Below are 24,470 nucleotides of genomic sequence, written 5' to 3'. Positions count from 1 at the left end.
TCGAGCCGGTCGGTGGTGTTGACGTCGCACTCGACGCCGTCGACCCGCACGGTCTCGGTCTGCTGCACGAGGTGCGCGTGCGGCGAGATCCGTTTTCGGCTCCATGCATTGGTTTGCCAGAACCAGCGGGCGACGTTGTCGCGGTGGGCGACGACGGTGCGCATCTGCGACTCGGTGGTGATGTCCTGGTCTACGGCAGAGTGCCCGTCTTGTCGAGGTAGGTGCCGACCTTGCGGGCTGCGGATGTGTAGATGCCGTCGGCCTTGAGGGCACGGGTCCAGTCCGTGATCAGGCTGGACCAAGATCGGGAAAGCGCCGTGCTCAGATGCTCCACTGGTAGTGCCTCCGAGCACTGCGCCAAACGCGAAAACCCCCGACCGCGACTGTTTCCGCAGGTCAGGGGTGGCCGTGGCCAGGGGCGGGGTCGAACCGCCGACCTTCCGCTTTTCAGGCGGACGCTCGTACCAACTGAGCTACCTGGCCGATAGCGTCCGGTTTGCACCGTTACGCCTTGGCGACCCAGACGGGACTCGAACCCGCGACCTCCGCCGTGACAGGGCGGCGCGCTAACCAACTGCGCCACTGGGCCATGCTTCTGTATTAAGTTGTTCGTACCCCCAACGGGATTCGAACCCGCGCTACCGCCTTGAAAGGGCGGCGTCCTAGGCCGCTAGACGATGGGGGCTTGGCCGATTCGGAACCGACCCGGCCTTGCCTCCAACCGGCTTTCCCTTTTCAGGTCCGCTCCGTTGGCGTTGAGAAAAGCTTACGACATGCCTCCAGCGGGCTTGCAACAGGGGGGTCCCTCAAGCCGAACAGCCCCCTCGGGCGCCCACCTCGAGACCCTCGCTCGCCAGCCACACTACCGCCTTGACCTGCCGATCTCGACCCATCGCCACAGTCGAACCCGGCACGCGCCGAGGCGCGCCCAGCGCCCCAGCAGGCGCCGCCTCGGACTTGAAACCCGGCAAATCGCTCAAGATCTAAAAATGTGACCTGGGACTCAGTCCTGAGCGATTTTCGGCTTCTGGAGCGCACCGCCCCGACGAGCACCGCGCGACAGATCTAGATGAAGCGATCCGGCGGACCTATTGGTGAGCGAGCAGCTGTCCAACGCAACGCGCACACCGCTTTGCAGGCTGCTGCGGCGCGGCTCGGCTTCGACAGGTGGCAGCCGCTCTGAATTCCGCTCGTCCGGGCGACCCGCCCCACGAACGATTGATCTACGACGCCACCGAAAGTTACGCCGCCCCGGGCGTCGCGCCCACTGGCAGACGCCTCCGCGCGACACCCGTCAGCGGGTGACCGGCGGCTGTCCGTCGTCGTCGGGAGCCAATCCCAACATGTCCAGCAGGAGTCTGCAATCTTCGGCGCTCTCCGCACCACGGGCGACCGCCATTCTCGCCTTGTGCACCTGATCCGGCGAGATCCGCGAGGGCTCACCAGCCCGCGGAGCGGGCACTGCGCCCGACTGCCGCGAGTGTCCGTCTTCCTGCTGCCACAAGAACTGCCGTACGTCCAGCGACCCGTACATGACGCCTCCCCGGCCTCGGGTTCCCGGCGCAGGCTATCCACAGGTTGTCCACACCCGCAGCCCCCCAGAGAGTGATTTGACTTCGACGCAGAGTAATCACGCTCAGGAGTGACGATCCACTTCGGATCTTCGTGTTGCGCCGGTCACCCGCATTGATCGTCCACACTGGACGAACGGCAGAGTTGCCCCGGACACCGCCGATTCGGGGCGGACCCCTCAGGAAGGAACGCACATGAGCAGTCGAACGTTCACCGTCAGTGGCATGACCTGCGGCCACTGCGCCACGTCGGTCACCGAGGAGCTGTCCGAGCTCCCCGGCGTCACCGACGTGTGGGTGTCGGTGGACAGCGGACAGGTGTCGGTCACCAGCGAGCAGGAGCTCAGCCGCGAGGCGGCCACCATGGCGATCACCGAGGCCGGCTACACCATCACCGACTGGCCAACCGCGAACTGAGCTCCTCGCCGGGGTCGCGGTTCGCGGGATAACACCTCGAACCGTTGCGCGAGACCGCCGAGCGGGCCCGCCCCGGAGGCGCCGGACGCACGAATCGTGCGCCAAACGCTCCCCAAAGGGCCTTGCCACGTGCCACAATCGGGTCGCTGACACACCCCCGGTCAGCACCTGTGGAGATCCCCTCCGGCCCCCGCGTCCGTCCCCCTGACGCGGGGGCCCTCCGCTTCCCACGGCCTGCGACGCAGGTACCACGCGCGGTGACGGGAGCCACAGCAGTTCACGCTTCGCAACCCAACCGTTATCGTGGTGCGCGTGGCTCTAGGACGAACCAAGACCAGCCGTCGGCAGAAGGCGGCCGAACCGGCCGAACCCGATCACGAGTTCGAGTCGTACCTGGCTGCGCTGGCCCCGGAGGAGAACGTCGAGTCCACCGGGTCCGGTCGCCGCTTCGGCGCTGCGCAGGTCTACCAACTGCGCCTGCCCCTGATGGCCAACGAGCGGCTCAAGGAGCTCGCGTTCAAGCAGGGCACCTCACCGGCCGCCCTCGCCCGTGACTGGGTGATGCAGCACCTCGCGTTGGAGGAGGACAACGCAGCAGCCGCTCCAGCGGCACCGATGCGCCAGTCAGCTCCGGCCGAGTACACAGCTCTCATCGAGCACGCTGCTCCGGACGAGTACTCCGCTCTGGACGACTACGCGGCTCCGGCTGAGTACGGCGCTCCGCAGGCGAACCCGATGTGGCCGGACCAGGACACCCAGCAGCACTTCCAGCCGGTCTCCGAGCCGGTGCGGCACGACGCCTACGGCGACGTCGAGCAGACCGAGGAGATCACGGTGCCGCAGAACCGCTTCCGGCGCTGATCTGCACCCAGGTCTGGATGACTGCGGTGCGAAGCGCCACCTTGAGGGGTGGTGGTCGGGCGAGGGGCTGGCCCCATTTCGCGAGAAATTGACGTCCCACCAACCCGGGACAGCTGGGTTGGTGGGACGCCAGATTCGCTTCAGCGGGGGGCTCAGGCCGGGAGGCCGAGTTCCCGGGCGATCAGCATTCGCTGGACCTCGCTGGTTCCCTCACCGATCTCCAGGATCTTGGCGTCGCGGTAGAACCGGCCAACCGGGGTTTCGTTCATGAACCCGTAGCCGCCGAAGATCTGGGTGGCGTCGCGGGCGTTGTCCATCGCCGCGTTCGACGAAGCCAGCTTCGCGATCGCCGCCTGCTTCTTGTACGGCTCACCGCGCAGCATCCGCGAGGCCGCGTCGTAGTAGGCCAGACGCGCGGTGTGCGCGCGCAGCTCCATGTCGGCGATCTTGAACTGCATCGCCTGGTACTCGCCGATCTTGCGACCGAATGCCTCGCGCTCGTCGACGTAGCGCAGGCACTCGTCCACGCAGCCCTGGGCGAGACCGACGCCGAGCGCCGCGATCGCGACCCGGCCCTCAGTGAGCGTGGCGAGGAACTGCGCGTAGCCGCGGCCCCGCTCGCCGAGCAGGTTCTCGGCTGGCACCCGGCAGTCGTCGAAGGACAGCGCGTGGGTGTCCGAGGCGTTCCAGCCGACCTTCGAGTACTTCTTGGCGACGGTGAACCCCGGAGTGCCCGAGGGCACGATGATCGTGGAGATCTCCTTGCCGCCGTTGGGCTTCTTCCCGGTCACCGCGGTGACGGTGACCAGCCCGGTCAGGTCGGTGCCGGAGTTGGTGATGAACGCCTTCGAACCGTTGATCACCCACTGTCCCCCACTCTCGGCTCCGCTCGAGCGGGAGGTGCCCCCCTCGTCCAGCACCGCAGTGGTCTGGGTGGAGCCCGCGTCGGAGCCGCCGCCCGGTTCGGTCAGGCCGAAGGCGCCGAGGACCTCACCGCTGGCCAGCTTCGGCAGCCAGGTCTTGCGCTGCTCGTCGTTGCCGAAGCGGTAGATCGGCATGACGCCCAGCGAGACGCCCGCTTCCAGGGTGATGGCCACCGAGGAGTCGACGCGGGCCAGCTCCTCCAGGGCCAGGCAGAGCGCGAAGTAGTCGCCGCCCATGCCGCCGTGCTCCTCGGGGACCGGCAGGCCGAACAGGCCCATCTCCCCCATCGTGCGCACCAGCGGGTACGGGAACTCCTCCCGCTCGTAGTAGTCGCCGATGACCGGGGCTACTTCCTTGCGGGCGAAGGTCCGCACGCTGTCGCGCAGGGCTTCGTGCTCTTCGCTGAGCCGGTGGTCCACCATCGTTGGGCCTCCTGTGTTGTCCCGGTCGCTCATGACTCGTTCGACGGGGTGAGGACAGCCAGCGGCTGGTCGAGCCCGACCGACTGTCCCTTCCTGGCGTGCACTTCGCTGACGATTCCGTCGATCGGGGCGGTGACGGTGTGCTCCATCTTCATCGCCTCGACAACGAACAGACGTTGTCCGCTGCTGACCTGCTGACCTGCGGTGACGTCGGCGACCAGCACCGTGCCGGGCATCGGGCTGGTGACCGTGCCGTCCGAGCGGCCGCCGGCGCCGCCGCGGTCGGCGAGCAACTGGTGCTCGGCGAGCGCCCAGGTTCGGCCGTCGGCGGCGAGCCACGTGGTGCCATCGACGTGCGCGAACCGGTAGCGGCGGGTCCGGCCCTGGTAGGCGACGGTCAGCACGTCGCCGTGCACCTCGGCCGAGGCCTGGTGGACCGCAGTTTCGATCGAGACCTGGGCGTCGTTGGCTCGGCCGCGGATGCGCACCTCGACCTCGCCGCCGTCGGCCGCGAAGCGCCAGGTGCTCCAGGCCGGTTCGCCGAGCCGCCAGCCGTCGGGGACGTCCCACGGGTCGATGTCCGAGCCGATTGGCTCGGACGCGAGCAGGCGTTCCAGGGCTGCCGCCACGTAGATCTCGTCGGGCGTGATCGCGCTTTCGGCGATCAGCGCGTCGAGTTCGCGCTCGACCAGTCCGGTGTCGAGGCTGCCCGCCTGCACCTGCTCGTGCTGCAGCAGCGCGCGCAGGAACGCGACGTTGGTCTGCAGGCCGAGGACCGCGGTGTCACCGAGCGCCTTGTCCAAGCGGCGCAGCGCGTCGGCGCGGTTCGGGCCCCAGGCTATGACCTTGGCCAGCATCGGGTCGTAGTCCGAACCCACCCGGGCACCCGGGCGGACGCCGGAGTCGACTCGCACGCCGGGGCCGGACGGCTCGTGGACGGCGAGGACGTCACCGCCGGTCGGGAGGAAGTTGCGGCTCGGGTCCTCGGCGTAGACGCGGGCCTCCACCGCGTGTCCTTCGAGGGAGATGTCCTGCTGGGTCCAGGGCAGCGGTTCGCCCGCGGCGACCCGGACCTGCTGCTCGACGAGGTCGATGCCGCGCTGTCCGGCGACGGTGGCGACGAGCTCGGTGACCGGGTGCTCGACCTGCAGGCGGGTGTTCATCTCCATGAAGAAGAACTCGTCCGGCCGGTCCGCGGAGACGATGAACTCCACCGTGCCCGCGCCGACGTAGCCGACCGAGCGGGCGGCGTTGACCGCGGCGGTGCCGATGCGGGCGCGGGTTTCGGCGTCCAGCAGCGGCGACGGGGCTTCTTCGATGATCTTCTGGTGGCGGCGCTGCAAGCTGCACTCGCGTTCGCCGAGGTGCACGACGTTGCCGTGCGCGTCGGCCAGCACCTGGACCTCGATGTGCCGGGGGCGGCTGACGAAGCGCTCCACGAACAGCGTGTCGTCGCCGAACGCCGAGCGCGCCTCACGTCGTGCGGAGGCGATCTGATCGTCCAGTGTGGACCCGTCGTGGACCAGGCGCATGCCCTTGCCGCCACCGCCGGCGGAGGGCTTGATCAGCACCGGGAACCCGATGTCCAGCGCCGCCTGGTGCAGGTCGGCGTCGGTCATGTCCGGGTCGCTGCGGCCGGGCACCACCGGGACGTCGGCGGCCGAAACCGTCTGCTTGGCGCGGATCTTGTCGCCCATCGACTCGATCGCGGTCGCCGGCGGGCCGATGAACTCGATTCCGGCCTGGGCGCATTCCTCGGCGAAGGCCGCGTTCTCGGCCAGGAAGCCGTAGCCCGGGTGGATCGCCTGGGCACCGGTGCTGCGGGCGGCGTCGAGGATCCGCTTGCTGTTGAGGTAGCTCTCCGCGGCCGCACTCGGTCCGATGTGGACAGCCGTGTCGGCTTCGCGGACGTGCCGGGCATCGCGGTCGGCGTCGCTGAACACCGCAACGGAGCGGATGCCCAGCTCGCGCAGTGTCCGGATCACCCGGACCGCGATCTCACCCCGGTTCGCCACCAGCACCGCGTCGAAGTGCTGCATCGTCATCCCTTCACTTCGCCGAACGACTAGGTTTTGCCTGGTCAGGACCTGTGAGTGCGGTGAGCTGCCATAGCGACCAAAGTGCTCACGGGCCCTGACCAGCGACATCACATGCGGAAGACGCCGTAGGAGATGTCCTCGAGCGGGGCGTTGGCCGCCGCTGAGATCGCCAGGCCGAGGACCGTGCGAGTCTGCTTGGGGTCGATGACCCCGTCGTCCCACAGGCGGGCCGTCGCGTAGTACGGGTGGCCCTGGTTCTCGTACTGGTCGCGGATCGGCTGCTTGAACGACTCCTCGTCCTCGACCGACCAGTCCTCGCCGCGCGCGTCGAGCTGGTCGCGGCGGACCGTGGCCAGCACCGAGGCCGCCTGCTCGCCGCCCATCACCGAGATCCGCGCGTTCGGCCACATCCACATGAACCGCGGCGAGTACGCCCGGCCGCACATCGAGTAGTTGCCCGCGCCGAAGGAACCACCGATGACCACGGTGAACTTGGGGACCCGGGCGCAGGCCACCGCGGTGACCATCTTCGCGCCGTGCTTGGCGATGCCGCCGGCCTCGTACTCCTTGCCGACCATGAAGCCGGAGATGTTCTGCAGGAACACCAGCGGGATGGAGCGCTTGTCGCACAGCTCGATGAAGTGCGCGCCCTTCTGCGCCGACTCGCTGAACAGGATCCCGTTGTTGGCGATGATCCCCACCGGGTGCCCGTGGATGCGGGCGAAACCGGTGACCAGCGTCTGGCCGTACTCCTGCTTGAACTCGGCGAACCGGCTGCCGTCGACGATCCGCGCGATGACTTCCCGCACGTCGTAGGGGGTGCGGCTGTCGGTCGGGACCACGCCGTAGAGCTCGTCGGGATCGGCCACCGGAGCTTCGACCGGCGCGACGTCCCACGGGCGGGGCGTGCGCGGGCCAAGGGTGCTGACGATGTTGCGGACGATGCGCAGCGCGTCGGCGTCGTCCTCGGCCAGGTGGTCGGTGACACCGGAGGTGCGGGAGTGCAGGTCGCCGCCGCCCAGCTCCTCGGCGGTCACCTCGGCACCGGTCGCGGCCTTCACCAGCGGCGGACCGCCGAGGAAGATGGTTCCCTGCTCGCGGACGATCACCGCTTCGTCGCTCATCGCCGGGACGTAGGCGCCGCCGGCGGTGCACGAGCCGAGCACGGCGGCGATCTGCGGGATGCCGCGGGCGGACATCGTCGCCTGGTTGTAGAAGATCCGGCCGAAGTGCTCGCGGTCCGGGAACACGTCGTCCTGCCTGGGCAAGAACGCGCCGCCGGAGTCCACCAGGTACACGCACGGCAGGTTGTTGTGCAGCGCGACTTCCTGCGCGCGCAGGTGCTTCTTGACGGTCATCGGGTAGTACGTGCCGCCCTTGACCGTCGCGTCGTTGGCCACCACCACGCATTCGCGGCCGGACACCCGTCCGACGCCGGTGATGATGCCCGCCGACGGCGCTTCGTCGCCGTAGAGGCCGTGCGCGGCCAGCGGAGACAGTTCCAGGAACGGCGAGCCGCGGTCGAGCAACGCGTCGACCCGGTCGCGGGGCAGCAGCTTGCCGCGCTCGACGTGCCGGGTGCGGGCCTTCTCCGGTCCGCCGAGGCGGGCGCGGGTGAGCTGGGCGTTGAGGTCGTCGACGAGCTTCGCGTGCTGCTCTGTGTAGCGGGCGAACTCCGCCGAGTCCGGATCCGCGGTCGTGCGCAGGGCGGGCGCATCCATGCGGGGCACACCTTCCGCCGGAGTTAGTCATCGTTAACGCAACCGATGTTAACGATGACTAACGCGTTTCGTCTAGTATCGACACCGATGTCCACCGATGCAGCCAAACCGTCCCGCCGCGAGCAGATCCTGGCCGCGGCGGCGGAGAAGTTCGCCCGCGGCGGCTTCCACGGGGTGGGCATCGACGACATCGGCAGCGCGGTGGGCATCTCCGGGCCCGCGCTGTACCGGCACTTCCGCAGCAAGGACGCGATGCTGGCGGAGCTGCTGACCGGCATCAGCGACCGGCTGCTGCGCGGCGGGCAGGACCGCGTCGGCGAGGCGGCCGACCCGAGCGACGCGCTGGACCGCTTGGTGCGCTGGCACGTCGAGTTCGCGCTGGGCAACCCAGCGCTGATCACCGTGCACATGCGCGACCTGGACAGCCTCGCCGAGACCGATCGGCACAAGGTCCGCGAACTGCAGCGCAGCTACGTCGAGGTGTGGGTGGACGTCCTCTGCCAGGTCCGACCCGAGCTCTCACGCCCGACCGCCCGCGCCACTGCGCACGTGGTCTTCGGCCTGATCAACTCAACGCCCTACAGCGCACACCTCGACACCGAGGCGATGTCCCGCCTCCTCCACTCGATGGCCCTCGGCGCCATCGACCGAGCCACGAGCTGACCCCCTCCGCCGGTGCCGCTCCGGCGGGTGGACGCAATTTCAATGAAAAGTGGACGTCTGATTTCCATTGAGGTTGTGGAAGTTCTCCACAGGGACGGACGGTTGCCCACAGGCATCGGCGTGTCGGGAGGCGACACGCCGGTGGGTCCACAGTTTCAATTGAAACTGTAAATCCCAGGCACGGCGGATCACAGTTTCAATTGAAACTGTGATTTTGCGGAGCGCTGACGGCCGGACGATTGGTGGGGGGTGGTCGTGGGTAGAGCTGGTTGAAGGGCGATTGCGCGCTGGAGGAGGACTTGGCCAGGATTTGGATCGAACCTCAGCCTGTTCCCACGCGGGCCCGGACGCATCGACGGCGGCGCAAGGGCGAGCTGGTGCCGTGGTTGCGCACCACCGATCCCAAGCAGATCGGGCTGATGTACCTGATCGCTTCGTTCTTCTTCTTCATCGCCGGCGGTTCCATGGCGCTGCTGATGCGCGGCGAGCTGGCCGAGCCGGGACTGCAGTTCCTGTCGCAGGAGCAGTACAACCAGCTGTTCACCATGCACGGCACGGTGATGCTGCTGCTGTTCGCCACTCCGATCCTGTTCGGCTTCGCCAACGTCGTGCTGCCGCTGCAGATCGGGTCGCCGGACGTGGCGTTCCCTCGGTTGAACGCGATGTCGTTCTGGCTGTTCCTCTTCGGCGGGCTGATTGTGCTCAGCGGCTTCCTGCTGCCCAACGGCGCGGCTGATTTCGGCTGGACGGCTTATGCCCCGCTGTCGCGCTCGATGTTCAGCGTGGGCCCGGGCGGGGACGTGTGGGCGGCCGGGTTGATCGTCAGCGGGCTGGGCACGATCCTCGGCGCGGTCAACATGATCACCACGCTGGTGTGCCTGCGCTGCCCCGGGATGACGATGTGGCGGCTGCCGATCTTCTGCTGGAACATCCTGGCCACCAGCCTGCTGGTGCTGATGGCGTTCCCGATCCTGGCCGCGGCGCTGTTCGGGCTGCTGGTCGACCGGCACCTCGGCGGACACGCGTTCGACCCGGCCAACGGCGGCGCGATCCTCTACCAGCACCTGTTCTGGTTCTTCGGCCATCCGGAGGTCTACATCGTGGCGCTGCCGTTCTTCGGCATCGTCACCGAGGTCCTGCCGGTGTTCAGCCGGAAACCGCTGTTCGGCTACACCGGGCTGGTGTTCGCCACGCTGATGATCATGGGCCTGTCGGCGATCGTGTGGGCGCACCACATGTTCGCCACCGGCGCGGTGCTGCTGCCGTTCTTCTCCTTCGCCACATTCCTGATCGCGGTGCCGACCGGCATCAAGTTCTTCAACTGGATAGGCACCATGTGGCGCGGGCACCTGACGTTCGAGTCACCGATGCTGTTCTCCATCGGGTTCCTGGTGACGTTCCTGCTCGGCGGGCTGACCGGGGTGATCCTGGCGGCGCCGCCGCTGGACTTCCACGTCACCGACACCTACTTCGTGGTGGCGCACTTCCACTACGTGCTGTTCGGCACCATCGTGTTCGCGGTGTTCGCCGGGGTGTACTTCTGGTTCCCGAAGATGACCGGCCGGATGATGGACGAGCGGCTCGGCAAGCTGCACTTCTGGTTGACCTTCGTCGGGTTCCACCTGACGTTCCTGGTGCAGCACTGGCTGGGCGCCGAGGGCATGCCGCGCCGTTACGCCGACTACCTGGCCTCCGACGGTTTCACCGCGCTGAACGTGGTGTCCACCATCGGCGCGTTCGTGCTGGGCGCGTCGATGCTGCCGTTCCTCTACAACGTGTTCAAGAGCTACCGGTACGGCGTGGTGGCCGGGGTGGACGACCCGTGGGGGCACGGGAACTCGTTGGAGTGGGCGACGTCCTGCCCGCCCCCGCGGCACAACTTCACGTCGTTGCCGCGGGTGCGGTCGATCCGCCCGGCGTTCGAGCTGCACTACCCGCACATGGTCGAGCGGTTGGACGTCGAAGCCCACGCTGACCTGCGGCGCGGCCGTTGAGAGCGTCGATTCCGCGGTACCGACGCTCCCTGGCGTGTCGGGACCGACACACCGGGGAGTCGCGAGTTCGATTGAAATTGGACGTCCAATTTCAATCGAACTCGCGCACCACGTGAGCGGTGCGGGCCTCCTGGTCGACGTCGAAAAGCTTCCACGTTTCACGGGGCGTCAGATCGCACACCACAACCGGCTCGCGAGTGTGCGAACCGCACTCGAAGGGTCCACAGTGGATGGTTGATTTCCGCTGACCGCTCGACCGAACGAGCGAAGTCGGACGTGGCGCTGTTCATAAACCGCTCGGGAACAACAGGACGCGGGACTACTGTTGACAACGTCTGGGGAGCGCCTACGTGAGCCGTCTTCCTGAATCGTTTCCTACAACCGCATGAGCGGCCGCTCCGGCACGTCCGCGGCGAGGACGCGATCACCCACCGTCCAGCACGTCCGCACGAGGAGACTTCCTTGCCCATTGCCCTGTTGGCCCTGGCCATCGCCGCATTCGGGATTGGAACGACCGAGTTCGTGATGATGGGCCTGCTGCCCGAGGTCGCCGCCGACCTGCACGCGACCATCCCGGAGGCCGGCGGTTACGTCTCGCTGTACGCGCTCGGCGTGGTGATCGGCGCACCGCTGCTGACCATGCTCGGCATGCGGACCAAGCGCAAAGCGATGCTGCTGAGCATGATGGTGCTGTTCACCGTCGGAAACCTGTTCTCCGCGTTCGCCCCGACGCACGAGCTGCTGCTCGCGGCCCGGTTCGTCGCCGGTCTGCCGCACGGCACGTTCTTCGGCATCGGCGCCGTCGTGGCCGCCGGTCTCGTCCCGGCCGACAAGCGCGGCCAGGCCATCTCGATGATGTTCATCGGCCTGACCGTCGCCAACATCGTCGGCGTTCCGCTCGGCACGCTGCTCGGCCAGGCGCTCGGCTGGCGCTGGGCGTTCGGCCTGGTCGCGGTGATCGGCGTGGTCGCGCTGGCCGCGGTCGCCGCCCTGGTGCCGAACCAGCCCAAGCCCACCGACGTCAGCCTGCGCGGCGAGCTGCGCGCGTTCCGCCGCCCGCAGGTGTGGCTGGCATTCGCCGTCGTGGTGTTCGGCTTCGCCGCGACCTTCTCCTTCTACAGCTACATCAAGCCGGTGCTCACCGACGTGACCGGCTACTCACCGACCGCGGTGACGCCGCTGCTGGCGCTGTTCGGCGTCGGGATGACCGTCGGCACCGCGCTCGGCGGGCGGTTCGCGGACCGCAACCCGATGCGGACGCTGTACATCTTCCTCACCGCGCTGGCCGCCTGCCTCGGTCTGTTCGTGTTCACCGCGCACAGCACCGTGCTGGCGCCGATCACCGTGTTCCTGATCGGGGCGACCGGTTTCGCGGCCATCCCGAGCATCCAGGCGCGGATCCTGGATCAGGCCAAGGAAGCCCCGGCGCTGGGCTCGGCGAGCATCCAGTCCACGTTCAACATCGCCAACTCGCTGGGCGCTTACCTCGGCGGCCTGGTCATCGCGGCCGGGCTGGGCCTGACCGCGCCGAGCTGGGTCGGTGCCCTGCTGGCCCTCGTCGGCCTCGGCTTCGCACTGCTGTCCGGCTGGCTGGACCGCCAGCAGCAACCCGCCGCCGCGGTCACCTCGCACCGTCCCGCCACGGAGTCCGTCGAGGTCAGCTAACTGGCGCCACAGGAGTCACACTCTCTGGGCGATCGCGCGGTGGGTGAAATACGGTGGCTTGCGGTATTTGCCACAGGGCGTGGCGGGAATCCACCATCAACTGGATCGGTTCCACCTGATGTCGGCCCTTCGCGGCTGGCGACGAACGCGATATCAGCGGAGGAAAGCACCCACATGACACAGGTTCCGAACATCACGCTGAGCACCGGCGCAGCGATGCCGCAGCTCGGCTACGGCGTCTTCCAGATCCCGGCCGACGAGGTCGTCGCGCCGGTCCGGTCGGCGATCGAGGCGGGCTACCGCAGCATCGACACCGCCACGGTGTACGGCAACGAGGCGGGTGTCGGCCAGGCGATCGTCGAATCGGGCGTCAAGCGCGAGGACCTGTTCGTCACCACCAAGCTCTGGAACGAGGCGCAGGGCTACGACAGCACTCTGAAGGCGTTCGACGAGAGCCTGGAGCGGCTCGGCCTGGACTACGTCGACCTGTACCTGATCCACTGGCCGGTCGCCGCCAAGGACCAGTACGTCGACACCTGGAAGGCGTTCCAGAAGCTGCACGCCGACGGCCGCGCCAAGGCGATCGGCGTGTCGAACTTCCAGATCCCGCACCTGCGGCGCCTGTTCGACGAGACCGACGTGGTGCCGGCGGTCAACCAGATCGAGCTGCACCCGAACCTGCCGCAGGCCGAGCTGCGCTCGTTCCACGCCGAGCACGGCATCGTCACCGAGGCCTGGAGCCCGCTGGGCCAGGGCAAGGGTCTGCTGGACGACGCGACGCTGGCCGCGTTGGGCGAGAAGTACGGCAAGAGCCCGGCGCAGATCGTGCTGCGCTGGCACCTCCAGCTGGGCAACGTCGTGATCCCGAAGTCGGTCACCCCGTCGCGGATCAAGGAGAACATCGAGGTCTTCGACTTCGAGCTCGCCGACGACGACGTCGCGGCCATCACGGGCCTGTCGACCGGTGTCCGCGTCGGCCCGGACCCGGACACCTTCGGCGCCTGAGCCAACCCCGCCACAACGGCGTATTCGAGAGATCGTCGCAACACAGTGATCACTTACTGGCAGCGGTCAGCATAGCGCGAGCCGACTGGGTTTCCGTGTTCTCCGCGTTGCGGGACGACGGAAACCCAGTCGGGGGGCCAGAGGGGCGGCCATCGTGGGTGACGTGAAGCTGACCGAGCTCATCTTCGGCATAGTGCTCGACGAAGAGGTACGAAGTGGCTGGTGCGGGGCTCAGAGAGATTTGGAACGGAATCCGGCGTTTACGCGGTTCCCGCTGGTCACCAGGCTCCCTCCACCTTTGGGTGAGGAGCCCGGCTCTTCGTGCGCTGCCGACGTCAGTCCCACCAGAAGGACCAATGGCCGGAGTCGATCAGTGCTTCGGCATAGTCCTCGAAGTCTCCGCAGCCCTGCCAGATGGTGTCCGGGGAGAACGCCTCATGCTCGGCTGCCACCTGGTGGGCGTGCTCGAGCGTGTTCGGTGGTGCGGCCACAGACAGCTCAAGCGTGCTGAAACCCACCCTCACCACACGAGCCCCGAACCGCTCTTCCCACGAACGGACCACGACCGAGATCTCCTCCGTTTCGTTGGTGTGGTTGCACGGCCCGGTCCATCCACACAGCGTCAGTGTGTCCGCGCCGCGGGTGGCTGGGACGAGGCCGAGCAACCGGGAGCTGGCCGAGCCGAGGGACTCGGCGAGCATCGCGGCAGCCGTGTCCGGATCCCGGTCCGACACGCCCGACGGTGCCAGTTCGGGCCAAGGGCCGAGCGCATCGTCGTTCCAGAACCCGATCAGTACGTTCTCGGCGGTCAGCGTGTCGATGGCACCGATCGGCGCAGCAGCGAGTTCGCCGTCGTGCCACGGTCGTCCGGAGTTGTCCTCGAGCGCGTCCAGCAGCAGCGGGTAAAGGCCAGTCTTGTGGCGAAGTTCGAAGAGTCGCCGCCAGTGTCGTCCCGCGTCGGGAAGCCGTTGGTCCGAGACCCACATGACGGGGCTGTCGGAGCCGCGCTCGGGTGTCACCAGACGGCCCGGTGGCAGTCCGTCGGGTAGCGCGTTGAGTGGCGATTCGTGGTGCATACCGCAGAAGTTAGCGACATGCTCTGACGTTCTGGAGCGCTTTTGAAACAGGCCCTCGGTCAGGCGCAGGTGGTCAGGAGCTCTGTGAGGCGTTCAGCCGGGGTGTCCCAGTCGAGCGTCTTTCTTGGTCTGGCGTTCAATTCGGCGGCAACGGCGTCGAGTTGGTCGCGGGTGTGGACCGACAGGTCTGTGCCCTTGGGGAAGTACTGGCGCAGTAGGCCGTTGGTGTTCTCGTTGGAGCCGCGCTGCCAGGGGCTGGCCGGGTCGCAGAAGTAGACCGGGATATCGGTGGCGAGGGTGAAGGCGCCGTGGGAGCCCATTTCTGATCCCTGGTCCCAAGTGAGGGATCGCAGCAGGTGGCGTGGCAGGGTGGTGATGGTCTGGGTGAGAGCCTCGCGCATCAGTTCGGCGCTGCGGCCGTGCGGGAGGTGGATGAGCATCACGTAGCGGGTGCTGCGCTCGACGAGAGTGCCGATGGCGGAGTTGCCGTTCTTGCCGATGATGCAGTCACCTTCCCAGTGGCCGGGCACGGCTCGGTCGTCGGCCTCGGCGGGCCGCTCGCTGATCATGACCATGGGCGTGCTGTAGCGGGGCTGGCGCTGCTGGGCCAGGCGGCGGGGCTTACGCATGGTACGGCCGGTGCGCAGCGCTCGGGTCAGCTCGCGGCGCAGTTCGCCGCGTCCTTGGACGTAGAGCGCCTGGTAGATGTCTCGTGGCACACCTGCATCTCCGCCCGCTCGGGAAAGGTCCGGCGCAGGCTCTGGCAGATCTGCTCCGGGCTCCAGCGCTTGTGCAGGTGTTCCTGAATGTAGGCCCGTAACTCGGGGCTCTGCCCGATCTTGCCGGGCTTGGGGCGAGGCCGGCGCGCGTCGGCGCGCGTCGGCGCGGGCCTGGGCCGCGTGGGGCCGGTACTGGCCGTTGCGAGGGTGACGGTTGCGGCGGCGCGGCGGGCCGTTCCGCGTTCAGGGGGTCAGGCGGCTTGGATGACTGGGCGGGAGGCGAAGCCTCGGAGGACGTTGCTGCCGGAGCGCAGCGAGGCCACCTGGCTGCGGGTGGCGAGCCAGCCCGGGAACTTCGCCAGGCGCTGCAACGGAGTGCTGCGCTGCGCCGAGGTCAGGGCCGCCGTGCGGGACACCTTGAGGGCGCGGGGGCGGCGCTCCTGCTCGTAGGCGCGGAGTCGTGGCGCCAGGTCACCGTCCACATCAGACAGATACTGGGTGAGCAGCCAGGCGTCTTCCAGCGTCTGGTTGGCCGCCTGCGCCACCGCGGGCGGCATCGCGTGCACGGCGTCGCCGAGCAGCGTGCTGCGCGCGCCGCCCCAGACCTGCGGGACCTTGTGCCGGATGTGCGGGAAGAAGCCCAGGTCGTCGTCGGTGACCGAGGCCAGCAGCTGCTCGACCGGGTCCGGCCAGCCCCGGAAGATCGCGCGCAGGTCGGCGACCGAGAGCACCGGGTCGCCTTCCTTCCACGGCATGTCGAACCACCAGTGCAACATTCCGTCACCGGTCGGGATCAGACCGCAATGTGCGTTGCGGCCAGCGATGTTCAACGTCTGGTGGCCCTGCGCGATGGGTAAGTCACTGCGAGTCAAGCCCTGCCAGCTCGCCCAGCCGGTGGGCTTCGCCGGGTCTCCGCCCAGCAGTTCGCGGCGCACCACCGACCGCTGTCCGTCAGCGCCGATCAGCAGCTCACCCGTCGCACTGGTGCCATCGTCGAACTCGACGACGACGCGGTCCGGATGCTCGACGACACCGACGCAGCGGCGACCGAAGTGCAGCACGTCCGACGGCAGCGCGGCGGCCATCTCGGCGATCAGCGCGCGTCGCGCGATCTGCACGGTCGGCGAACCGAGGCGTTCGGTGACCTCACCGAGGTCGGCTTCCCAGAGCAACCGGCCGGTTTCGGTGAGCGAGCGCAGGCTGCGCAGCTGGCGACCGGACGCTTCGATGTCGACGCCCAGATCGCGCAGCGCGGCAGTTCCGTTGCTCCACACCGTGATTCCCGCACCAGTGGTGCGCAATGTTTCGGAGTGCTCGAAAACCTGCACATCATGGCCGCTGTCGACCAATCCGTTGGCGATGGCGAGTCCCCCGACTCCGGCTCCGATCACGAGAACCCGCATCGTCTCCATCCGTCAGCACCGACGTCAGTTGTCCGGCTCGAGTTTATCCAGGAGACCGGAAGTACCGATTTGTCTTTGCTCACAGCTGGGCCGACAGGGACTTCCGCCAGCCGCCCCAGGCGTGCCGCAGACAGCGGAACTCCGGCCACTGTTCGCCATCTCACGTCACCCGGTGGGCGGAGTGTCAGTTTTGCCTAGAACCGGCAACCCGACGCGGGCGGTCAGTTTTGGGCAAAACCGACATCTCGCAATGACGAAACGATCGCCGGAGGCGGGTAGGCACGGTCACAAAAGCAAACTATGTTGCGACCATGAGCCCTCGCGTGTCCCCTCCGTTCCGCGCCGATCACGTCGGCAGCCTGTTGCGCCCGCAATCCCTCCTCGACGCCCGCGACGACCACGCCGCTGGCCGCATCGACGGCGCCGAGCTGCGCCGCGTCGAGGACGAGGCGATCGCTCAGGTGGTGGCCATGCAGGAGGAGATCGGCCTGCACAGCGCCACCGACGGGGAGTTCCGGCGCAGCTCCTGGCACATGGACTTCCTGTACCAGCTCGACGGCGTCGAGAAGGTCGAGGACGCCAGCCTCAAGGTCCAGTTCCACAACGAGCAGGGCGACATCGAGTTCGCCACGCCGGACCTGCACGTCAACGGCAAGATCGGGCTCAGCCGGACGATCTTCGAGGACGCCTTCACCGCGCTGGCCGACCACGTCACCACCGCGACGCCGAAGCTGACCATTCCCTCGCCGGGCATGCTCTACTACCGCGGCGGCCGGGCGGCCATCGACCCGACGACCTACCCGGACCTGGCCGAGTTCCGCGCCGACCTGGCCGCGGCCTACCGCGCCGAGGTGCGCGCCCTGGCCGGTCTCGGCTGCCACTACCTGCAGCTCGACGACACCAGCCTGGCCTACCTCAACGACCCGAAGCAGCGGGCGCAGCTCACCGAGCGCGGGGACGACGCCGAGCGGGCCCACCTGCAGACCATCCAGCTGATCAACGAATCGCTGCGCGGGCGCCCGGACACCCTGTCGGTGACCACGCACATGTGCCGAGGGAACTTCCGCTCGTCGTGGGTCGCCGAGGGCGGCTACGACTTCGTCGCGGAAGCGCTGTTCAACGAGCTCGAGGTGGACGGGTTCTTCCTGGAGTTCGACGACGAGCGCTCCGGGGGCTTCGAGCCGCTGCGGTTCGTGCCGAAGGGCAAGGCCGTGGTGCTCGGCCTGGTCACCACCAAGCGCGGCGCGCTGGAGTCGAAGGACTCGCTCAAGCGCCGCATCGAGGAAGCCGCCCGCTACGTCGATCTCGACCAGCTGTGCCTGTCACCGCAGTGCGGTTTCGCCTCGACCAAGGACGGCAACGCTCTGACCTACGACGAGGAAGTGGCGAAGTTGCGCCTGGTCGTGGAGACCGCTGCCGAGGTCTGGGGCTAACCGCCCGCGGTTGCCGACCAGGCTGAAGAACGCTCATGGCAACTGTAGATTTCAGTCACGACTGAACACAGTTTCAATTGAAACTGCACATCCCACCCACGGCGGATCACAGTTTCAATTGAAACTGTGCTCTTACGCGGCTTCGAGGAAGCGGCCCGCCACCAGACCGGGCTCTTCCGCTCCGTCGAAGCGGACCCACAGGACGGGGCCTTCGAAGACTTCTGGGAGGCCGCTGGCGGTCTCCACCACCGTGCCGACCTTGTCGCGGAACCGGCCGAACGTGGCGCGGACCCGCGCGCCTGGTTCGAACGGGCTCGAGGATTGCTCCATAAGGGGGGACGTTACGTGGCCACGGGCCACAACGGAAATCGCCGTCCCCCGATCGTCGACATACCGTGCTGACCTGCACCATTGCTGCAATGGGAGGATGGCCGGAGCAACCCTTCGGGGTCGTGAGAAACACCACCTGCCGGAGGGGACGGATGCGCACCATCAAGCAGCCCGGTGAGCACGAGCTGGAGGTGAAGAAGTCCCGCTTCCTGTGCGCGCTGGCGCGGGTGACCGACGAGGCGGAGGCGCGGGAGTTCATCCAGCAGCGCCGCAAGCTGCACCACGACGCGCGCCACCACTGCTCGGCGTTCGTGCTCGGCGACTTGGGCGAGATCCAGAAGTCCAGCGATGACGGCGAACCGGCGGGCACCGCCGGGGTGCCGATGCTGGAGGTGCTGCGCCACAACGAGATCACCAACGCGGTGGCCGTGGTGACCAGGTATTTCGGCGGGGTGCTGCTCGGCGCCGGCGGCCTGGTGCGCGCCTACGGCGGCGCGGTGTCGGCCGCGCTGGACCACGTCGGCCTGCTCGAGCGGCGGCCGGTGCGGACCGTGACGACCTCGGTGGACTACCTGATCGCGGGCAAGCTTGACAACGATCTGCGATCGGCCGGTTACCAGGTGGTCGACACCGAGTACCAGGACGTGGTCCGGTTCCACATCAACGTTCCGATGTCCGAAGTGGACGCCTTCCGCACCTGGCTTGCCGAGGCCACCGGCGGTACCGCCAAGGCCACCCTCGGCTCCCTCACCCACGCCGAAGTCCCCGCCTGACCAGGCGTCCCGACCTGGGGTTCCGCAATGCCAACGGACATCGCACGCCCTCGGCTTGTCAGACCCGGCACCCGCCGACGGTTGTGGACAGGTCGTCCTCGCTGTGGAGAACTTCCGCGATTTCAACGGAAATCGGACGTCTGATTTCCATTGAATTGCGTGACGCCGGACGGCGGAGCACTGGACGGGGACGGTCAGCTGGTGCCGAAGAGGCGGTCGAGGCAGTAGTCGATCGTGGCGATCGACTCCTCGCCGGTGCGGTGGCCGAGCAGGAGGCCGATCGACAGGCCGTCGGGGACGGTCAACAGCACCTCCGCCTCCCGGACCGGATCGCGGTCGGCCGGTAGCTCGCCCGACTCCTGCGCCGCCCGCAGCTCTCCGGCCAGCCACCGCTCCAGCTCCGGCCACCGCTCGCGGTACATCGCGCTGAGCTCGGCCGAGGTGAGCGCGCGCTGGAAGAACGCCAGGTGCGTCAGGAACTCCATCCGGCTGTCCTCGGTGAGCGCGAGCATCTCGAGCATCACGGTGCGCACCTTCTGCCGCGCGGACGCGCGTTCGCCGTGCTCGTCCAGCGTGGCCACGACCCGCTCACCAGCGCGTTTGTTCACGTGTTCCATCGCGTGCAGGAGCATCTGCTCCTTCGTCTTGAAGTAGTGCTGCACCGCGCCCATCGAGATGCCCGCTTCTGCGGCGACGTCGCGCAGACTCACCGACTCCAGCCCGCCGCGACTGACCAGGCGCAGCAGCGCTTCGGCGATCTGGACGCGCCGCGCTTCGTGGTCGACCTGTTTCGGCACCTCATCAACCTTTCCAATGCAGCTGCATTGCAAGTCGCCCGGCGAAGCGTTTACCATGCACTTGCATCGTAACCCTCCGTTATCAGCGGAGTGATCTCGACTCACTGGGGAACCCATGACAGCCCTGCAACAGGCACCCACCAGCACGCGAATAGCCGCACTCGACGTCATCCGCGGTGTGGCAATCCTAGGCACGCTCGGCACCAATATCTGGATCTTCACCAACCCGCAGGGCCCGGCAGCCGCCCTGAGCACCACGCTCGGCAGCGGCGCCTCGCACGTCGAAGTGGTGCTGCGCTGGCTCGCGAACGGGAAGTTCCTCGCGCTGCTCACGCTGCTGTTCGGCATCGGGCTGGAGCTGCAGTACCGCTCCACGCGGCGACGCGGCGGCAAGTGGCCCGGGTGGTACCTGTGGCGGGCCGCGCTGCTGTTCACCGAGGGCCTGCTGCACTACGTGCTGATCTTCGAGTACGACGTGCTGATGAGCTACGCGGTGACCTCAATCCTGGTCGCCTACCTCATCGGCCGCAGCGACCGGGCGCAGCGCGGCTGGATGATCGCGATGGGCACCGTGCACGTCGCGTTCATCGGGCTGACCACCCTCGGGATGCTGCGCGGTCACGTGTCGCTGACCATGCAGTCGACCGACCGCTACTCGCACGGCAGCTACCTGGAGCAGGTCTCGGTGCGCCTGACCGACTGGAACGTGTTCCGCGCGGAGGTCCTCTTCATGATCCCGCTGTCGACGCTGCTGTACCTGGCCGGTGCGCGGCTGTACCGGGCCGGGGTGTTCGACGCCGACCGCCAGCAGCTGCGAAACCGGTTGATGCTGTTCGGTTTCGGCATCGGCGCGCCGCTGAACCTGGTGACGACCTTCGCCGGGCCGAGCTGGTTCATGGTGGACCGCTACATCCTGCCGCCGATCATCGCGCTCGGACTCCTCGGCCTGATCCCGACGGTGCTGGCGAAGCTGCGCGGTGAACCCGGTGTGCTGCACCGAGGACTGACGTCAGTCGGACGAACTGCCTTGTCCTGCTACGTATTCCAGAACCTGATGGCCGCGATCCTCTGCTACGGCTGGGGTTTGGGGCTCGCAGACCGTCTGGACTGGGCCCGGCCGTGGTGGGTCCTGCTGGCCTGGGCGGCGATCTGCGCGACGTTCATGTCCCTGGCGAGGTGGTGGCTCCGCCACTTCGAACGAGGCCCCCTCGAAGCAGCCTGGCACTGGGCCTACCGCCTGCCCCAGCACTGAGTGCTGGGCTTCCAATTTTCCCTGAGAACCTGTCTGACGAGCTGGTCGACGAAGGTGCGCGCATGACCGTGCTGATCATCGGTGGCACCGGGAAGGCCAGGCGCCCGCTCGCCGCGCTGCTGCGCGAACGCGGGATTGCGGTGCGGATCGCCAGTCAGCACCCCAGCTCCGATCCCGACCAGGTGCGCTTCGACTGGTCCGATCCGCGGATTTCGCCGCTGCGCTGGCCCCGATGGACGTCGACATCTGCGCCGGGTCGGAAGACCTGGTCACCTCGACTGTGCCGGACCTCACCGGGCGCCCGGCGCGATCGTTCCTCGACTTCGTGCGCGCGAACCGAGCCGAGTGCACACCACCGCCAGCACCGCGCCCAGGGTGAACCCCGCGAGGACGTCGTGGGGGTAGTGCACTCCGATGAAGATCCTGGTGAATCCCTCCAGGGCGGCGATCGTCGCAGCCAGCGACACGATCCGCCGCCGCTGGAGGGCCAGGGCGACCGCGAGGGCCGCGGCGGCCGCCGAGTGGCTGCTGGGCAGCGACCAGGTGCTCACCTCCGCGCAGGCCTTGATCGTTTCGATCGGGATGGTGTGGCACGGGCGCGGTTGCTGGATCACGTTCTTGAGCAGCTCGGCGAGCACCCAGGCGAGGACGCCGGCCAGCAGCGGGATCAGGTGCGCTGGTCGGCGCTCCCCGCGCCACCACGACAGGAGGGTCAGCGCGGCCAGTCCGGCGAGCAGGGCTTGCGTCGCGAGCAGCGCGATGTGATGCGCCCACAGCGGGGTTCCGTCTGCCCAGCTCGCGATCGCGCGGTACAAGTCCGCGCTGAGGTCGATCAGCACCGCACCGAGAATACCGACGTCGGAAACGGTGGCCCGGGGCCGCGCAGTGGGCAATACTGCTTCGCGGCCCGATCGTTGACCTGGAGGTTCGTCGTGCGGTCGTTGCTCGTCGCTGGTGCCGTCATCGTCGCGCTCACCACCCCGGCGCACGCCGATCCAGTCTCGCTCGACCCGCTGCTGCACTCGGCGGCCGAGCGCGTCGCGACCTCCGACCAGGTGGCCGCCGCCAAGTGGGGCACCGGGCAACCGATCGACGATCCGGCCCGCGAGCAGCAGGTTCTCGACGCGGTGGCGCGCAAGTCGATCGAGCTGGGCTTGGACCCCGCGGAGTCGAAGCGGATCTTCCGCGACCAGATCGAGGCCAGCAAGGTCGTGCAGCACGCCCTGCACGACTACTGGGCGGCGCACCCCGACGAGCAGCCGACCGAGCGCCCCGACCTGGGTCAGATCCGCCCGATCATCGACCGCCTGAACGACGAGATCCTGCTGGAACTGCGCAATACCGAGCAGCTGCGCGACCACCCGTCCTGCAACGGCCGACTGGCCGGCGCGTTCAACCGGACCCGCACCGAACTGCGGCTGGACCACCTGCACACGACCGGCCTCGCGCGAACGCTCCCGTCCCTGTGCGACCAGGACGCTTGACCTCCAGCGCACTCGAAGTCGGAACCTGGGGTCAGCAACGATCCCCGGGAGCAGCAGATGGCCATCGACATCGGAATCTTCCTGCCGCACAAGGGACTTCCCGCGGTAGAGATCCGGGAGGCCGCCTACCACGCGGTGGACGTCGAACTCGACTCGCTGTGGTGCGGCGACCACCTCGCCAGCGGAACCCCCGTGCTGGACGGAATGCTGGCGCTGGCGACCGCGGCGGCGGTGACGGAGTGCATCGACATCGGGTTCGCGGTGTACCTGCCCGCGCTGCGTCCGCACGTGTGCGCGGCCAAGCAAATCGCGACCCTGCAGCACCTGACCGGCGGCGACCGGCTGCACCTGGGCATCGGTATCGGCGACCGCTCCAGCGGCTGGGACGCCGTCGGCGTCGACCCGACCACGCGCGGCGCGCGGACCGACGAGTTCCTGCAGCTCCTGCCGTCGCTGCTGACCGGTTCGCCGACGGACCTACCGGGCGGACCGACCGTCGAGCTCGCTCCGCCCGCGCCCGTCCCGCCGCTGTGGATCGGCGGAGCCTCTCCCGCCGCGCTGCGCCGAGCGGCTCGTTACGGCGACGGCTGGTTCGCGGCCCTGCACACCCCGGCCGAGATCCGCGCCAAGTCCGCCCGGCTCCGCGAACTCGCCGACCAGCACGGCCGCCCCGCTCCCCGCCTGGCCGCCGTGGTCCACTGCGCCCTCACCAAACGCCCAGACCCGACGCTGCCCGAGCGCCTGGCCCACGAACTCGCCGAAACCCACGGCATCCCAACGGAAACCGCACAACGCTGCGTCGTGACCGGGACCCCGGCGCAAGTGGCAGAGCAGCTGGCGGCCTACGCCGAGGCAGGCGTGGAGAAGCTGGCCATCGCGGTCACGGGTGACTGGCACCAAGCCTGCGACCTCCTCGGCGAAACCCGCCGCCGCCTCACCACCGGATCCACGACGTGCCGCCCCTGATGGCTCCGTCACCCGAGATGGTGTCGATTTCGCGAGAAATTGGCACCCCTCACCCTCCCGAGTGACGCGCCGCCAGGCGTGAAGTGGTCAATTTCGCGAGAAATTGACGTTCACCCGGGTGTAAATGACAGCGGCGCGAAGCGCCACCTTGGGGGCGGTGGTCGGGCGAAGGGCTGGCCCAATTTCTCGCGAAATTGACCGGACTTCCCCCAGCCGGGGGTTACTCGCGGCCTGCCGAGGTGAAGGTCATGTCGGGGTAGCGGGTGCCTTCGACCTGGGCTGCGATCGGTTCCAGGGCTTCGAGGTCCGCCCGGGTGAGGGTGAGGTCCGTTGCGCCGAGGTTCTCGTCCAGGCGGGTGCGGCGTCGGGTGCCGGGGATCGGAACCACCGTCTGATTTCAATGGAAATTGCGTTCCCCGGGAACGCGAGGGTTGAGTCCATACTGGAATTCGGGCATCGGTGGTAGACCTGGGGCATGGTGCGACGCATTCCCCGGTGGATCGCTCGGGCTCCGATTCCGCTGTTCCAGCGCGGATTGGGGTGGTTGCTCGGTAGCCGGGTCATGATGTTGGAGCATCGGGGGCGCCGAAGCGGGGAGCCCCGGTACGCGGCGCTGGAGGTTCTGGGCCGGGAGCCCGGGGCGCTGTTGCTGGTGTCCGGGTACGGGCCGAAGTCGCAGTGGTTTCGCAACGTCAAGGCCGATCCCGAGGTGCGGGTGTGGACCGGGCGGCTGCGCGGGGTTCCGGCTCGTGCCGTGGTGCTGCCCGTCGACGAAGCTCGCGAGCGGCTCGAGCAGTACCGCCGCGCGCACTCCCGCGCAGCAGCGGCTCTGGGCAGGACGCTGGACATCGAGGACCTGGCGAGTCCTGCGCCGCTGCCGGACGACATCGCTGAGCGGTTGCCGCTGGTCCTCGTTCAGCGCAGATGACAGTTCGCGCCTGACTGGCACGGCGCG

At 68.2% G+C, this 24,470-nt stretch carries 23 protein-coding genes, 3 tRNA genes and 1 pseudogene; 12 read left to right on the top strand and 15 right to left on the bottom strand.

The features are described from left to right. Positions 1 to 190 precede the first annotated feature (190 nt). The 5 genes from ACWCO2_RS06755 to ACWCO2_RS06735 all read right to left on the bottom strand — a co-directional run bounded on the left by ACWCO2_RS06755 (position 191) and on the right by ACWCO2_RS06735 (position 1,534). Positions 191 to 334: a hypothetical protein gene (locus ACWCO2_RS06755; protein WP_450126738.1), complete on the bottom strand. Its 144-nt coding sequence runs from the start codon at positions 332 to 334 to the stop codon at positions 191 to 193. A 75-nt stretch (positions 335 to 409) separates the two neighbouring features. After that, positions 410 to 483: transfer RNA gene (locus tag ACWCO2_RS06750), tRNA-Phe, on the bottom strand. 29 nt (positions 484 to 512) lie between these two features. Then, positions 513 to 589: transfer RNA gene (locus ACWCO2_RS06745), tRNA-Asp, on the bottom strand. Positions 590 to 612: 23 nt separating this feature from the next. Beyond that, positions 613 to 685, bottom strand: a tRNA-Glu gene (locus ACWCO2_RS06740). A gap of 609 nt (positions 686 to 1,294) precedes the next feature. Continuing rightward, on the bottom strand, positions 1,295 to 1,534 hold the full coding sequence (locus ACWCO2_RS06735) for a hypothetical protein (protein WP_450126737.1): 240 nt from the start codon (positions 1,532 to 1,534) through the stop codon (positions 1,295 to 1,297). Between the two features lie 232 nt (positions 1,535 to 1,766). Between ACWCO2_RS06735 and ACWCO2_RS06730 the strand changes: the two genes are divergently transcribed. Continuing rightward, on the top strand, positions 1,767 to 1,988 hold the full coding sequence (locus tag ACWCO2_RS06730) for a heavy-metal-associated domain-containing protein (RefSeq protein ID WP_450126736.1): 222 nt from the start codon (positions 1,767 to 1,769) through the stop codon (positions 1,986 to 1,988). A 312-nt stretch (positions 1,989 to 2,300) separates the two neighbouring features. Next, positions 2,301 to 2,849, top strand: a complete 549-nt coding sequence (locus ACWCO2_RS06725; protein WP_450126735.1) for a hypothetical protein — start codon at positions 2,301 to 2,303, stop codon at positions 2,847 to 2,849. A 152-nt stretch (positions 2,850 to 3,001) separates the two neighbouring features. Here ACWCO2_RS06725 and ACWCO2_RS06720 read toward each other — a convergent pair whose 3' ends face one another. From ACWCO2_RS06720 to ACWCO2_RS06710, 3 genes are all read right to left on the bottom strand, one after another. Beyond that, entirely contained in the window at positions 3,002 to 4,195 is a 1,194-nt protein-coding gene (locus tag ACWCO2_RS06720; RefSeq protein ID WP_450126734.1) for an acyl-CoA dehydrogenase family protein, read from the bottom strand. Between the two features lie 29 nt (positions 4,196 to 4,224). Continuing rightward, the gene (locus ACWCO2_RS06715; RefSeq protein ID WP_450126733.1) at positions 4,225 to 6,240 is read right to left on the bottom strand and encodes an acetyl-CoA carboxylase biotin carboxylase subunit; all 2,016 of its coding nucleotides are present in this window, start codon (positions 6,238 to 6,240) and stop codon (positions 4,225 to 4,227) included. 101 nt (positions 6,241 to 6,341) lie between these two features. After that, positions 6,342 to 7,955, bottom strand: a complete 1,614-nt coding sequence (locus tag ACWCO2_RS06710) for a carboxyl transferase domain-containing protein (RefSeq protein ID WP_450126732.1) — start codon at positions 7,953 to 7,955, stop codon at positions 6,342 to 6,344. Positions 7,956 to 8,042: 87 nt separating this feature from the next. Here ACWCO2_RS06710 and ACWCO2_RS06705 point away from each other — a divergent pair, with 87 nt between their 5' ends. From ACWCO2_RS06705 to ACWCO2_RS06690, 4 genes are all read left to right on the top strand, one after another. Next, positions 8,043 to 8,618 (top strand): SACE_7040 family transcriptional regulator, encoded by a 576-nt coding sequence (locus ACWCO2_RS06705; protein ID WP_450126731.1) that lies wholly within the window; start codon positions 8,043 to 8,045, stop codon positions 8,616 to 8,618. Between the two features lie 299 nt (positions 8,619 to 8,917). Then, complete coding sequence (gene ctaD, locus ACWCO2_RS06700; RefSeq protein ID WP_450126730.1) at positions 8,918 to 10,612, top strand: aa3-type cytochrome oxidase subunit I; 1,695 nt, start codon at positions 8,918 to 8,920, stop codon at positions 10,610 to 10,612. Between the two features lie 462 nt (positions 10,613 to 11,074). Continuing rightward, the gene (locus ACWCO2_RS06695; RefSeq protein ID WP_450126729.1) at positions 11,075 to 12,277 is read left to right on the top strand and encodes an MFS transporter; all 1,203 of its coding nucleotides are present in this window, start codon (positions 11,075 to 11,077) and stop codon (positions 12,275 to 12,277) included. Positions 12,278 to 12,451: 174 nt separating this feature from the next. Continuing rightward, positions 12,452 to 13,282, top strand: a complete 831-nt coding sequence (locus tag ACWCO2_RS06690) for an aldo/keto reductase (RefSeq protein ID WP_450126728.1) — start codon at positions 12,452 to 12,454, stop codon at positions 13,280 to 13,282. Between the two features lie 335 nt (positions 13,283 to 13,617). Here the strand turns inward: ACWCO2_RS06690 and ACWCO2_RS06685 are convergent, their stop codons facing one another. The 3 genes and pseudogenes from ACWCO2_RS06685 to ACWCO2_RS06675 form a co-directional block, all read right to left on the bottom strand. Then, positions 13,618 to 14,358 (bottom strand): DUF4253 domain-containing protein, encoded by a 741-nt coding sequence (locus ACWCO2_RS06685; protein WP_450126727.1) that lies wholly within the window; start codon positions 14,356 to 14,358, stop codon positions 13,618 to 13,620. 59 nt (positions 14,359 to 14,417) lie between these two features. Beyond that, positions 14,418 to 15,233 (bottom strand): annotated as a pseudogene (locus ACWCO2_RS06680) (IS30 family transposase); the annotation flags it as partial. 95 nt (positions 15,234 to 15,328) lie between these two features. Continuing rightward, a complete protein-coding gene (locus ACWCO2_RS06675; RefSeq protein WP_450126726.1) occupies positions 15,329 to 16,480 on the bottom strand; it encodes an FAD-dependent monooxygenase in 1,152 nt (383 codons plus the stop codon). A 311-nt stretch (positions 16,481 to 16,791) separates the two neighbouring features. On the opposite strand from ACWCO2_RS06675, the gene ACWCO2_RS06670 reads away from it, so the two are divergent. Next, positions 16,792 to 17,913 (top strand): 5-methyltetrahydropteroyltriglutamate--homocysteine S-methyltransferase, encoded by a 1,122-nt coding sequence (locus ACWCO2_RS06670; RefSeq protein ID WP_450126725.1) that lies wholly within the window; start codon positions 16,792 to 16,794, stop codon positions 17,911 to 17,913. Positions 17,914 to 18,045: 132 nt separating this feature from the next. Here the strand turns inward: ACWCO2_RS06670 and ACWCO2_RS06665 are convergent, their stop codons facing one another. Beyond that, positions 18,046 to 18,243, bottom strand: coding sequence for a KOW motif-containing protein (locus ACWCO2_RS06665; RefSeq protein WP_270950111.1), 198 nt, complete (start codon positions 18,241 to 18,243; stop codon positions 18,046 to 18,048). 152 nt (positions 18,244 to 18,395) lie between these two features. Between ACWCO2_RS06665 and ACWCO2_RS06660 the strand changes: the two genes are divergently transcribed. After that, the gene (locus tag ACWCO2_RS06660) at positions 18,396 to 19,016 is read left to right on the top strand and encodes a YigZ family protein (RefSeq protein WP_450126724.1); all 621 of its coding nucleotides are present in this window, start codon (positions 18,396 to 18,398) and stop codon (positions 19,014 to 19,016) included. A gap of 194 nt (positions 19,017 to 19,210) precedes the next feature. Here the strand turns inward: ACWCO2_RS06660 and ACWCO2_RS06655 are convergent, their stop codons facing one another. Beyond that, the gene (locus ACWCO2_RS06655; protein ID WP_450126723.1) at positions 19,211 to 19,813 is read right to left on the bottom strand and encodes a TetR/AcrR family transcriptional regulator; all 603 of its coding nucleotides are present in this window, start codon (positions 19,811 to 19,813) and stop codon (positions 19,211 to 19,213) included. A 115-nt stretch (positions 19,814 to 19,928) separates the two neighbouring features. Here ACWCO2_RS06655 and ACWCO2_RS06650 point away from each other — a divergent pair, with 115 nt between their 5' ends. Next, on the top strand, positions 19,929 to 21,065 hold the full coding sequence (locus tag ACWCO2_RS06650; RefSeq protein ID WP_450126722.1) for a DUF418 domain-containing protein: 1,137 nt from the start codon (positions 19,929 to 19,931) through the stop codon (positions 21,063 to 21,065). A 290-nt stretch (positions 21,066 to 21,355) separates the two neighbouring features. Here ACWCO2_RS06650 and ACWCO2_RS06645 read toward each other — a convergent pair whose 3' ends face one another. Continuing rightward, a complete protein-coding gene (locus ACWCO2_RS06645) occupies positions 21,356 to 21,904 on the bottom strand; it encodes a phosphatase PAP2 family protein (RefSeq protein WP_450126721.1) in 549 nt (182 codons plus the stop codon). 93 nt (positions 21,905 to 21,997) lie between these two features. Here ACWCO2_RS06645 and ACWCO2_RS06640 point away from each other — a divergent pair, with 93 nt between their 5' ends. Together ACWCO2_RS06640 and ACWCO2_RS06635 are read left to right on the top strand one after the other, a co-directional pair. Next, on the top strand, positions 21,998 to 22,549 hold the full coding sequence (locus tag ACWCO2_RS06640; protein WP_450126720.1) for a chorismate mutase: 552 nt from the start codon (positions 21,998 to 22,000) through the stop codon (positions 22,547 to 22,549). 57 nt (positions 22,550 to 22,606) lie between these two features. Then, positions 22,607 to 23,515 (top strand): LLM class flavin-dependent oxidoreductase, encoded by a 909-nt coding sequence (locus ACWCO2_RS06635; RefSeq protein ID WP_450126719.1) that lies wholly within the window; start codon positions 22,607 to 22,609, stop codon positions 23,513 to 23,515. 220 nt (positions 23,516 to 23,735) lie between these two features. Here the strand turns inward: ACWCO2_RS06635 and ACWCO2_RS06630 are convergent, their stop codons facing one another. Further along, on the bottom strand, positions 23,736 to 23,903 hold the full coding sequence (locus ACWCO2_RS06630; protein WP_450126718.1) for a hypothetical protein: 168 nt from the start codon (positions 23,901 to 23,903) through the stop codon (positions 23,736 to 23,738). Positions 23,904 to 23,990: 87 nt separating this feature from the next. On the opposite strand from ACWCO2_RS06630, the gene ACWCO2_RS06625 reads away from it, so the two are divergent. Then, positions 23,991 to 24,443 (top strand): nitroreductase family deazaflavin-dependent oxidoreductase, encoded by a 453-nt coding sequence (locus tag ACWCO2_RS06625; protein WP_450126717.1) that lies wholly within the window; start codon positions 23,991 to 23,993, stop codon positions 24,441 to 24,443. The last annotated feature ends 27 nt before the right edge of the window (positions 24,444 to 24,470 follow it).

Source organism: Saccharopolyspora sp. NPDC002376 (assembly GCF_053593195.1).
This window is presented reverse-complemented; position numbering and strand designations above follow the sequence as displayed.

Coding starts and splice junctions, on each gene's coding strand:
- ACWCO2_RS06690 (WP_450126728.1), top strand. CDS start 12,452: ATGACACAGGTTCCGAACATCACGCTGAGCACCGGCGCAGCGATGCCG.
- ACWCO2_RS06720 (WP_450126734.1), bottom strand. CDS start 4,195: ATGGTGGACCACCGGCTCAGCGAAGAGCACGAAGCCCTGCGCGACAGC.
- ACWCO2_RS06730 (WP_450126736.1), top strand. CDS start 1,767: ATGAGCAGTCGAACGTTCACCGTCAGTGGCATGACCTGCGGCCACTGC.
- ACWCO2_RS06660 (WP_450126724.1), top strand. CDS start 18,396: ATGCGCACCATCAAGCAGCCCGGTGAGCACGAGCTGGAGGTGAAGAAG.
- ACWCO2_RS06670 (WP_450126725.1), top strand. CDS start 16,792: ATGAGCCCTCGCGTGTCCCCTCCGTTCCGCGCCGATCACGTCGGCAGC.
- ACWCO2_RS06675 (WP_450126726.1), bottom strand. CDS start 16,480: ATGCGGGTTCTCGTGATCGGAGCCGGAGTCGGGGGACTCGCCATCGCC.
- ACWCO2_RS06635 (WP_450126719.1), top strand. CDS start 22,607: ATGGCCATCGACATCGGAATCTTCCTGCCGCACAAGGGACTTCCCGCG.
- ACWCO2_RS06685 (WP_450126727.1), bottom strand. CDS start 14,358: ATGCACCACGAATCGCCACTCAACGCGCTACCCGACGGACTGCCACCG.
- ACWCO2_RS06650 (WP_450126722.1), top strand. CDS start 19,929: ATGACAGCCCTGCAACAGGCACCCACCAGCACGCGAATAGCCGCACTC.
- ACWCO2_RS06715 (WP_450126733.1), bottom strand. CDS start 6,240: ATGACGATGCAGCACTTCGACGCGGTGCTGGTGGCGAACCGGGGTGAG.
- ACWCO2_RS06665 (WP_270950111.1), bottom strand. CDS start 18,243: ATGGAGCAATCCTCGAGCCCGTTCGAACCAGGCGCGCGGGTCCGCGCC.
- ACWCO2_RS06735 (WP_450126737.1), bottom strand. CDS start 1,534: ATGTACGGGTCGCTGGACGTACGGCAGTTCTTGTGGCAGCAGGAAGAC.
- ACWCO2_RS06705 (WP_450126731.1), top strand. CDS start 8,043: ATGTCCACCGATGCAGCCAAACCGTCCCGCCGCGAGCAGATCCTGGCC.
- ACWCO2_RS06710 (WP_450126732.1), bottom strand. CDS start 7,955: ATGGATGCGCCCGCCCTGCGCACGACCGCGGATCCGGACTCGGCGGAG.
- ACWCO2_RS06625 (WP_450126717.1), top strand. CDS start 23,991: ATGGTGCGACGCATTCCCCGGTGGATCGCTCGGGCTCCGATTCCGCTG.